At 74.0% G+C, this 8,515-nt stretch carries 10 protein-coding genes; 7 read left to right on the top strand and 3 right to left on the bottom strand.

Annotated elements, in window-relative coordinates; genetic code table 11:
• Nucleotides 1-139: 139 nt before the first annotated feature.
• Nucleotides 140-724, bottom strand: a complete 585-nt coding sequence (locus ACIA8O_RS14420; protein ID WP_396294027.1) for a TIGR03086 family metal-binding protein — start codon at nt 722-724, stop codon at nt 140-142.
• Nucleotides 725-821: 97 nt separating this feature from the next.
• Here ACIA8O_RS14420 and ACIA8O_RS14415 point away from each other — a divergent pair, with 97 nt between their 5' ends.
• Together ACIA8O_RS14415 and ACIA8O_RS14410 are read left to right on the top strand one after the other, a co-directional pair.
• Entirely contained in the window at nt 822-1,850 is a 1,029-nt protein-coding gene (locus ACIA8O_RS14415; RefSeq protein WP_396294026.1) for a helix-turn-helix transcriptional regulator, read from the top strand.
• Between the two features lie 154 nt (nt 1,851-2,004).
• Complete coding sequence (locus tag ACIA8O_RS14410) at nt 2,005-2,673, top strand: lysophospholipid acyltransferase family protein (RefSeq protein WP_396294025.1); 669 nt, start codon at nt 2,005-2,007, stop codon at nt 2,671-2,673.
• Here ACIA8O_RS14410 and ACIA8O_RS14405 read toward each other — a convergent pair.
• Nucleotides 2,646-4,499 (bottom strand): ABC transporter ATP-binding protein, encoded by a 1,854-nt coding sequence (locus ACIA8O_RS14405; RefSeq protein WP_396294024.1) that lies wholly within the window; start codon nt 4,497-4,499, stop codon nt 2,646-2,648. The genes ACIA8O_RS14410 and ACIA8O_RS14405 overlap by 28 nt on opposite strands.
• Nucleotides 4,500-4,639: 140 nt before the next feature.
• Complete coding sequence (locus ACIA8O_RS14400) at nt 4,640-5,413, bottom strand: SDR family NAD(P)-dependent oxidoreductase (RefSeq protein ID WP_396294023.1); 774 nt, start codon at nt 5,411-5,413, stop codon at nt 4,640-4,642.
• Between the two features lie 161 nt (nt 5,414-5,574).
• Here ACIA8O_RS14400 and ACIA8O_RS14395 point away from each other — a divergent pair, with 161 nt between their 5' ends.
• The 5 genes from ACIA8O_RS14395 (at nt 5,575) to ACIA8O_RS14375 (ending at nt 8,378) form a co-directional block, all read left to right on the top strand.
• Nucleotides 5,575-5,775 (top strand): hypothetical protein, encoded by a 201-nt coding sequence (locus ACIA8O_RS14395; protein ID WP_396294022.1) that lies wholly within the window; start codon nt 5,575-5,577, stop codon nt 5,773-5,775.
• Between the two features lie 239 nt (nt 5,776-6,014).
• Nucleotides 6,015-6,689 carry a hypothetical protein gene (locus ACIA8O_RS14390; RefSeq protein ID WP_396294021.1) on the top strand — a complete coding sequence of 225 codons (675 nt, stop codon included), beginning with the start codon at nt 6,015-6,017 and terminating at the stop codon, nt 6,687-6,689.
• The gene (locus ACIA8O_RS14385) at nt 6,686-7,597 is read left to right on the top strand and encodes a DUF6895 family protein (protein ID WP_396294020.1); all 912 of its coding nucleotides are present in this window, start codon (nt 6,686-6,688) and stop codon (nt 7,595-7,597) included. The genes ACIA8O_RS14390 and ACIA8O_RS14385 overlap by 4 nt, the downstream gene beginning before the upstream one ends.
• A 12-nt stretch (nt 7,598-7,609) precedes the next feature.
• The gene (locus tag ACIA8O_RS14380) at nt 7,610-8,140 is read left to right on the top strand and encodes a hypothetical protein (RefSeq protein WP_396294019.1); all 531 of its coding nucleotides are present in this window, start codon (nt 7,610-7,612) and stop codon (nt 8,138-8,140) included.
• Nucleotides 8,130-8,378, top strand: coding sequence for a hypothetical protein (locus ACIA8O_RS14375; RefSeq protein ID WP_396294018.1), 249 nt, complete (start codon nt 8,130-8,132; stop codon nt 8,376-8,378). The genes ACIA8O_RS14380 and ACIA8O_RS14375 overlap by 11 nt, the downstream gene beginning before the upstream one ends.
• Nucleotides 8,379-8,515 lie beyond the last annotated feature (137 nt).

The raw sequence follows: 8,515 nt of genomic DNA, 5'->3' as shown, positions 1-8,515 counted from the left end.
GCCCCGCCCCGCCCCCCCCCCCCCCGCCCCCCGGGGGGGGGCGGGGGCCGCGCGCCCGCCCCCCCCCCCCCCCCCCCCCCCCCCCCCCCCCCCCCCCCCCCCGGGGTGACCACCTACGTTCCTCGCGTTCCCGAAGGGGTTACCGGACGTCCCGGCCGAGCCAGGCGGCGAGCTGGGCGGTCGGGCCGGCCTCGGCCGGGGCGGGGCGGACGGGCCCGAAGGGGACGGTGGCGTCGCGGCCGTCCGCCGGGAGGACCTCGCGGGCGACGGTGAGGGCGCCGAGGGCCAATTCCTCGTCGAAGTCGGCGGTGGGGTCGACCACCTGGGCGATGTCCCAGGCGTGGGTGACGGCCTCCATCACGTAGCCGCCGAGGGCGAACCGGCCCGGCATGGTGCCCCACGGCACGGAGGAGGGGCGGTCGAGCTTGGCGTCGTCGGCCCAGGCGGCCGCCGCCCGCTCCCGGGCACGCCCGAGCGCCTGCGCCCACTCCCCGTCCTCCACCGTGCCGACCGAGGCGGCGACGTCCAGGCCCCGCCCGCCCTCCCCGACGTAGGCGATCCGGTGGACGCCGCCCACCGTGTGGTCGAGCAGTGCGCGCAGGTCGAACTCGGCGCACGGGGTGGGCCGGTCGAGCTGCTCGGGGGTGACCAGGAGCAGCAGCTTCTCCAGCTGGTCGAGGGCGCGGAGGTAGTCGGGGCGGGGGTCGAATGCGGTGGCGTCCATGGTGAACGGACCTCTCTGAGGGCAGTGGTTCCTCGGGCTGACGAGGGCACTCTGCCGCGATTACCGGACATCCTCTGTCAGGTTTTACGCTGCCCCCGTGCGAGCCGACCGCCTGCTGTCGATCATGTTGCTGCTCCAGACCCGGGGTCTGGTGCCGGCCTCCGAGCTGGCCGGGCGCCTGGAGGTCTCCGTCCGCACGGTGTACCGGGACGTGGAGGCGCTGTCCGCCGCCGGGGTGCCGGTCTTCGCGGAGCGCGGCCGCAGCGGGGGGATCCGACTGCTGCCCGGGTACCGCACCGACGTCACGGGGCTGACCGCGGACGAGGCGCGGGCGCTGTTCGTGCTGGCGACCGACGGGGCGCACGACGCGCTGGGCCTCGGCGGGGCGATCGGCTCGGCGCTGCGGAAGGTGATGGCGGCGCTCCCGGCGCCGCACCGGCCGGAGGCGGAGCGGGTCAGCGAGCGGATCCTGGTGGACCCGGCCCGCTGGGCCAGGGGCCCGGCGGCTCCCGGCCCGGCCGACCTGGGTGAGCTCCAGCGCGCGGTCTTCGAGGACCGGCGCCTGGCGCTGGACTACCGCCACGGCCGGGCGGCGGAGCCGAGCGCGTACACCGTCGACCCGTACGGCCTGGTGAGCAAGGCGGGCGTCTGGTACCTGGTGGCGGACCTGGACGGGGAGCCCCGGCTGTTCCGCGCCGACCGGGTGCTGCGGGCGGAGACCACGGCGGCGCCGGTGCGGCGGCGCGACGGGGTGGGGCTGGCGGAGGTGTGGGCCGGGCTGCGGCGGAGGGTGGAGCGGCAGCGGGACGACGTGCGGGTGAGTGCCCGGGTGCACCGGCGGCGGCTGGACCTGCTGCTGCGGATCCACGCCTCCTCGCTGCTCGGCCCGCCCGTGCCGGACGGTCCGTCACACGTGCTGGCCGAGTTCGGCTTCGGGGCGGTGGAGGAGGCGCGGACGCTGCTGCCGTTCGGCACCGACGTGGAGGTGCTGACCCCGCCGGAGGCCCGCCGGCTGCTGGCCCGGGCGGCCGCCGACACCCTGCGGATGTACTCCGCTGCGCTGGGCGAGGGAGACGATCCGTCAGATTACCGCCCGGACACGGACATTCCGCACCCTCCGGCGTGACGTGGATCGCACCGTCCCACGGAGCGGAGCAGTGGACGGACGGCGGGGTCGATGACGTAACCTGCGGACTGGTCTCGTCCGAAGTTACCGGGCGGGAACTTAGCGCGACGGCGAGCCACGCTCGCCGACACGACCGGCCGGCCAGGGAGACCAGATGATCAACCTCATCACCAAGCTCGTGCTCAAGCCCCTGGCGAAGGCGGTCTACCGCCCCGTCATCGAGGGGCTGGAGAACGTGCCGCGCGGTGGTGGCGTGATCCTGGCCAGCAACCACCTGTCCTTCGTCGACAGCGTGGTGATCCCGCTGACCGCGCCGCGCCAGGTGTTCTTCCTCGCCAAGGCCGAGTACTTCACCGGCACCGGCCTCAAGGGCGCGCTCTCCAAGGCCTTCTTCACCGCGATCAACGCGGTGCCGGTCGAGCGCGGCACCTACCGCTCGGCCCAGGCCTCGCTGGAGTCGGCCCTGGAGATCCTGAACGACGGCAAGGCCTTCGGCATCTACCCCGAGGGCACCCGCTCGCTGGACGGCCGGCTCTACCGCGGCAAGACCGGGGTGGCCTGGCTGGCGCTGACCGCCGGCGTGCCGGTGGTGCCGGTGGCACTGCAGGGCCCGGAGGAGATCCTGCCGGTCGGAAAGCGCATTCCGCGCCTGAAGAAGGTCACCGTCCGCTTCGGCGAGCCGCTGCGCTTCGACGAGCTGCACGGCCAGGCCCGCTCGGCCCGGGCCCGCCGCGAGGTCACCGACCGGGTGATGGCGGCGATCCACGAGCTCTCCGGCCAGGAGCTGGCCGAGGTCTACAACGAGCGCCCGATGGCGGCCTGACGCTCCGTCCCCTCCTCCGCGACCACCGCTGCGGGCAACTCACGGCGCAGCAGCGCCGCGTACCGCCCGTCCAGCGCGAGCAGCTCCTCGTGGGTGCCCAGCTCGGCCACCCGGCCGCCGTCCAGCACCGCGATCTGGTCGGCCCGGCGGACGGTGGAGAGCCGGTGCGCGATGGTGATCGTGGTGCGGCCCTCGGAGAGAGCGTCCACCGCCTGCTGGACGGCCCGCTCGGTCTGGTTGTCCAGCGCGCTGGTGGCCTCGTCCAGGATCAGCACCGGCGGGTTGCGCAGCACGGTGCGGGCGATCGCCAGGCGCTGCTTCTCGCCGCCGGAGAAGCGGTAGCCCCGCTCGCCGACCACGGTGTCGTAGCCCTGCGGCAGTGCGGCGATCAGCTCGTGGATCTGGGCGGCCCGGGCGGCCTCCTCCAGCTCCCGGTCGGTCGCCCCCGGCTTGGCGAAGCGCAGGTTGTCGGCCACCGAGGCGTGGAACAGGTAGGTCTCCTGGGAGACCACGCCGACCGCGTCGGCCAGGGTGTCGAAGGCCAGCTCCCGCACGTCGGTGCCGTCCAACGTCACCCGACCCCCCGTCACGTCGTAGAGCCGGGGCACCAGGTAGCTCAGGGTGGTCTTGCCGGAGCCGGTCTCGCCGACCACCGCCAGCGAGCCGCCGGCCGGGATCTTGAGGTCGATGCCGGTGAGCGTGGGCCGCTCCTGCTCGGGGTGGTAGCGGAACTCCACGCCCTCGAGGACCACGTCGCCGCGGACGGCCGCCGGGCGGACCGGCTCGGCCGGTTCGGCGATCTCCACCGGGAGGTCGAGGTACTCGAAGATCCGGTGGAACAGGGCCAGCGAGGTCTGCACCTGCACGCCGGTGGAGAGCAGGCTGACGGCGGGCCGCAGCAGCCCCTGCTGGAGCGAGACGAAGGCGACCAGGGTGCCGATCGAGACGAACGGGGCGCCGCCCGCGGCCGCCATCCCGGCGGCCCAGTAGATGACGGCCGGCATCGCGGCCATCACGATCCCGATGGTGGCCATCCGCCACCGCCCGGCCATCGAGGTGCGCACCTCCAGCCCGGCCAGCTCGGTGGACTGCCGGTCGAAGTCGGCCGAGAGCGAGTCGGAGCGGCCCATGGTGCGGCCGAGCAGGATGCCGCTGACCGAGAGCGACTCCTGGACGGCGGAGCTCATCGCGGCCAGCTGCTTCTGCCGCTGGGTGGTCATCCTCTTGCGCTCGTTGCCGACCCGGCGGCTGATCCAGACGAAGAGCGGGAGCAGCAGCAGCGAGACCACGGTGAGCCGCCAGTCCAGCGCCACCATGGCGACCACGGTGGCCACCACGCCGGTCAGGTTGGAGACCAGGGAGGTGGCGGTGGAGGTGACGGTGGACTGCATCCCGCCGATGTCGTTGGCGATCCGGGACTGCACCTCGCCGGTGCGGGTGCGGGTGTAGAAGGCCAGCGACATCCGCTGGAGGTGCCGGTAGACGGCGGTGCGCAGGTCGTGCATGACGTGCTGCCCGACGGTGGTGGAGATCAGCGTCTGGAACACCCCGAAGACCGAGCCGACCACGGCGGTCGCGACCATGCCGAGCGCCAGCAGGCTGAGCAGCCCGGTGCGGCCCTGCGGGATGGCGGTGTCCAGCACCGCGCGGAGCAGGAACGGCGTCACCACCGAGACCAGCGCGGACGCCGCCACCAGCAGCCCGACCAGCAGCAGCCGCCACCGGTAGGGGCGGAACAGGGCCAGGATGCGGCGCCACTGCGCCGGCGGACGTGGCTCGTCCTTCGCCCTGGCGGGCGGTGTCCAGTCGACCGAGTCGGGCCGCACGGGCGTCCTCCATGAACCGGGTACGCGGGCAGGGGTGTCCCACCCGCGTACCGAGCATAGCTCATAGTTAGGCGCGCTAATAATGAGTTGCGATCCTGATTCCCCGTCAGGACCGTGCCAGGACCGCGGGGCGGGCCGGCTCAGTTCGTCCGGTACGTCCGGGCCGCCTTGGAGGAGAGCCCGCCCAGGCCGCCGCTCGGCAGCAGCCGGGCGATCGCCACCACGGCCTTGTACCGCTTGCCCGGCACCGAGAGCGAACGCCCGCGCGCCAGGTCGGCCAGCGCCTCGTCCACCACCCGCTCCGCCGAGAGCCAGCCCCAGCCCGGCACGTTCTTGGTGCCCATCCCGGCCCGCTGGTGGAACTCGGTCCGGGTGAAGCCCGGCGCCAGCGCCATCATCCGCACGCCCGTGCCGCCCAGGTCCCGGGCGATGCCCTGGGTGAACGAGACCACCCACGCCTTGGTCGCCCCGTACGTGCCGCGCGGCAGGAAGGCCGCCACCGAGGCCACGTTCACCACCGCGCCGAAGCCGCGCTCGCGCATGCCCGGGATCGCGGCGGAGGTGGTCCGCAGGATCGCCTCGACGTGCACCTTGAGCATGTCGAGCTCCTGCTCCAGCGGCACCGTCAGGTACGCGCCGCGGTTCCCGAAGCCGGCGTTGTTGATCAGGATGTCCACCGGCTTCACGGTGGCGCGCAGCCGGTCCTCGACGGCGGTGATGCCCTCGTCGGTGGCCAGGTCGGCCGGGAGCACCTCGACCTCGACCCCGTACGTCTTGGTCAGCTCGGCGGCGGCGTCCGACAGCCGCTGCGCGTCACGGGCGACCAGCACCAGGTCGCGTCCGTCCTTGGCCAGGCGGGTGGCGAAGGCCGCGCCGATTCCGGCGGTCGCGCCGGTGATGAGAACAGTCGTCATGGACCGACCGTACCGGGCGGTAATCACCCGTGCACCGGCGCGTCGCCGCCGATCTGACGACCCGTCCGGCGCGCCCCGGGCATTCCGGTCGATTCGTGCTCATAGCGTTGTCGGGTGCGGCGTCAACGTCGACGCCGCACCCGAACAACAGGAGACATCTGATGCCCACTCAGATCCGCACCGGGATAAGACCGGTCGCCGGCCCGGCCGCACGTGCCGCGCTGGCCGCCCTGCTGGCCGAGGGCGAGACGACACTCAGTGCCGCACCGGTCCACCGTCCCGAGGCCGTCGGCGCCCTCCTCCTCACCCCGAGGACACCCCCGGAACGGCGCCCGGCCAGGCCCCCCGAGGAACGCGGCTGACCCCGTCCCCCTGCGCCCGTCGTCCCACCGGGCCCAGGGGGACACCCCTTGACGCACCTGGTCGGCCACCCGCGGCGTGAGGAACGTACGTGGTCACCCCGGGGGCGCGAGGAACTGCGCGAGCACGGAAGGCGGCCCAGCGCCGGATCGGGGCATGCGAGCCAGTTGCAGCACCTGCCGTTCCCCCGCGCGCAGTTCCTCGCGCCCCCGAGGCAACCACTACCGAGCAGGAGCGCCCCGTGCCGAACACCGTCCTGCGGGACCAGTACACCGCCGCCGCCGAGCGCCTCGCCGACCGCGTCCTGGACGCCTTGGACGGCGCCGAGCGCCCCGTCACCCCGCCCCACCCCACCGACCCGGCCGAGCTCGCCGCGCTCCGCCTGCTCGGCCCGGACCTCTTCGCCCCCCAACTCCTCACCCGCACCGCCCCGGACCGCCGCACCGCCACCGCCCTCTCCACCGCCCTCGGCGTCTTCCCGCCCTCCCCCGACCCCCTCACCACCGCCTGGCTCGACCACACCTCCGGCCTGCTCGCCGCCCACCCCGTCCCCCAGCCCGACCGCACCCCCGACCCGGCCGACTCCTGGCAGCGCTGGTCGGCCCAACTCGCCCTGCTGGCACCGCTCGCACTGCCCGGGCTGGACGGCCCCGTCCACCGCTCCGTCCGCCGCGAACCCCTCGCCGTCGCCCGCGGCACCGTCCGCGCCGTGCTCCGCGGCGACCACCGCACCGCGCTGCGCCTGCTCCGCTGGTGCGCCTGGCTCACCCACCTCCCCGGGCCCGGCTCGCTGCCGCCCGCCCTCCGCCTGCCCCCGCTGCTCGCCGAACTCCGCCTCACCGGCGACGACAGCAGCCGCACCGCCCTGCAACTCACCCTCACCGAACGCCTGTTGGCCACCCGAGGCATCCGATGACGGACCGCCTCCTGCACGCCGCCCAGCAGCTCTCCTCCCGCGCCCTGCACTGGCTGCACCGCGCCCACCAACTCGGCCACGGCGCCTTCCCGCCCGACGCCACCCTCGACCCGTCCGCCCCGGACACCGCCTACACCCCGCTCGGCGCATCCGCCCTGGCCGCCTCGCTCGTCCTGCGGGACGGCGTCGCCGGGCGGCGCGACCAGGCGGCGGCGGGCGAGACCCTCGAGTTCTGCTGGCACCAGCTGCAGGGCGGGAACCTGCTCTACGAACGGCAGTTGCGCTTCCCCCGGGCCACCGACCCGCTGGAGGTGTACGCGCACTTCGCCCGAGTCGGCTACCGGCACCGGGAGTTGGACGAACTGCTGCGCGTCCTCGCCACCCTGCGGGCCGCCGACGCGGTCGAACTCCTCCCCCACCACCGCCTCGCCGTGGCCAACGCCCGCCGCATCACCGGCCTCCCCCACCAGCGCACGGACTGGGCCGCCCTGGCCGCCGCCACCTGGCTCGGCGCCACCCCGGAACCCTGGACCGTCGACTGGTCCACCGGCCACCACCTCGCCCAGACCGCCTTCCACCTCACCGACTGGGGCGCCGAACCGGACCGGATGCCCGAGCCGCTCCGCGGCTACCTCCACACCTGGCTCCCGGTCTGGGTCGACGTCTGGCTGGAGACCGGCCAGTGGGACCTGGTCACCCTGCTCCTCGCCGCCGACGCCTGCACCGGCACCCCGGTCTGCGGCCTCGACCCCTGGGAACGCCTCCGCGCCGCCCAACACCCCAACGGCCTCACCCCCCGCGACACCACCCCCGTCAGCCCCGACCCCTCCCAGGCCTTCCGCGACCACGAACACACCGCCACCACCACCGTCATCGCCGGCACCCTCACCCTCGCCCGCGCCCTCTGACCAGGAGCCCCCGTGTCCTCCGACTTCCGGCAGATCTGCCGCTGGTTCATCGGCGAGCACGAACCCGGTGTCCACTTCGACGAACCGGTGACGGACTTCATCGAGATCGTCACCTTCACCGACGCCGACGAGATCGTCGCCGTCCTGGAGGAGGTCCTGGCCGAGGACTGGGCACGGATGCCGGTCTGGGCCCGTAACCTCGCCTTCCGCCTCGCCGTGCTCCAACGCCCGCACGACGCCGACCTGCTGCACACCGCCGGCGCCGACCTCCGCTGCTGGGGTCCGACCTGGCACCACATCGCCGATGAGATGATGCGACGTGCCGGGGCGATGAAGGAAGAACAGGCACAGCAACGACAGGAGCCGAACCACCTCCAGCGTCACCCCACTCGGCAGGATCGCCGAGGTCGCGAAGGCAGCCAGGACCAGAGATCGGCGCAGCCGAGATTCAGCGAGGATTGGTCGGCGGAGGAGGTCAGGTCTTCCTCACGGAGCGGGTCGATGCCGATCGGATCCCCGGAGGAGACTTCTGATGCAGGGTGATGAGACCGCGTGGGAAGAGATCCTCGAGTTCACCTCTCCCGACGAGTTCCGGCGGTTCTCGGCCTTCATCGAGTCGGCGGTCGGAAGCGGCCGGCTCGAAGAGATCCCTGCGGACTCCTCCCGCGCCATCGGCCCCTTCGGTGAACGGTGGTACCGCGACCTCGTCGGGCGGACCTGGAGGCTGACCGAACCGGACTTCCCTTACAAGGGCGCATTCAAGCTGATCGAGCCGCGATGACGGTACGGCAAGCGTGGCAACGGACCGAGGGGCGGGCCGCCCCCCCAGCGCGGGGGGGGCGCCCCCCGGGGGGGGGGGGGGGGGCCCGGGGGGGGGGGGGGGGGGGGGCCGCCGGGGGCCCGGGGGGGGGGGGGGGT

It is taken from the genome of Kitasatospora sp. NPDC051853, assembly GCF_044452665.1.
Taxonomy (GTDB): domain Bacteria; phylum Actinomycetota; class Actinomycetes; order Streptomycetales; family Streptomycetaceae; genus Kitasatospora.
This window is presented reverse-complemented; position numbering and strand designations above follow the sequence as displayed.

Bases quoted from the DNA above. Each gene is read 5' to 3' on its own strand.
- ACIA8O_RS14420 (WP_396294027.1), bottom strand. From the start codon at position 724: ATGGACGCCACCGCATTCGACCCCCGCCCCGACTACCTCCGCGCCCTC.
- ACIA8O_RS14410 (WP_396294025.1), top strand. From the start codon at position 2,005: ATGATCAACCTCATCACCAAGCTCGTGCTCAAGCCCCTGGCGAAGGCG.
- ACIA8O_RS14400 (WP_396294023.1), bottom strand. From the start codon at position 5,413: ATGACGACTGTTCTCATCACCGGCGCGACCGCCGGAATCGGCGCGGCC.
- ACIA8O_RS14395 (WP_396294022.1), top strand. From the start codon at position 5,575: ATGCCCACTCAGATCCGCACCGGGATAAGACCGGTCGCCGGCCCGGCC.
- ACIA8O_RS14385 (WP_396294020.1), top strand. From the start codon at position 6,686: ATGACGGACCGCCTCCTGCACGCCGCCCAGCAGCTCTCCTCCCGCGCC.
- ACIA8O_RS14375 (WP_396294018.1), top strand. From the start codon at position 8,130: ATGCAGGGTGATGAGACCGCGTGGGAAGAGATCCTCGAGTTCACCTCT.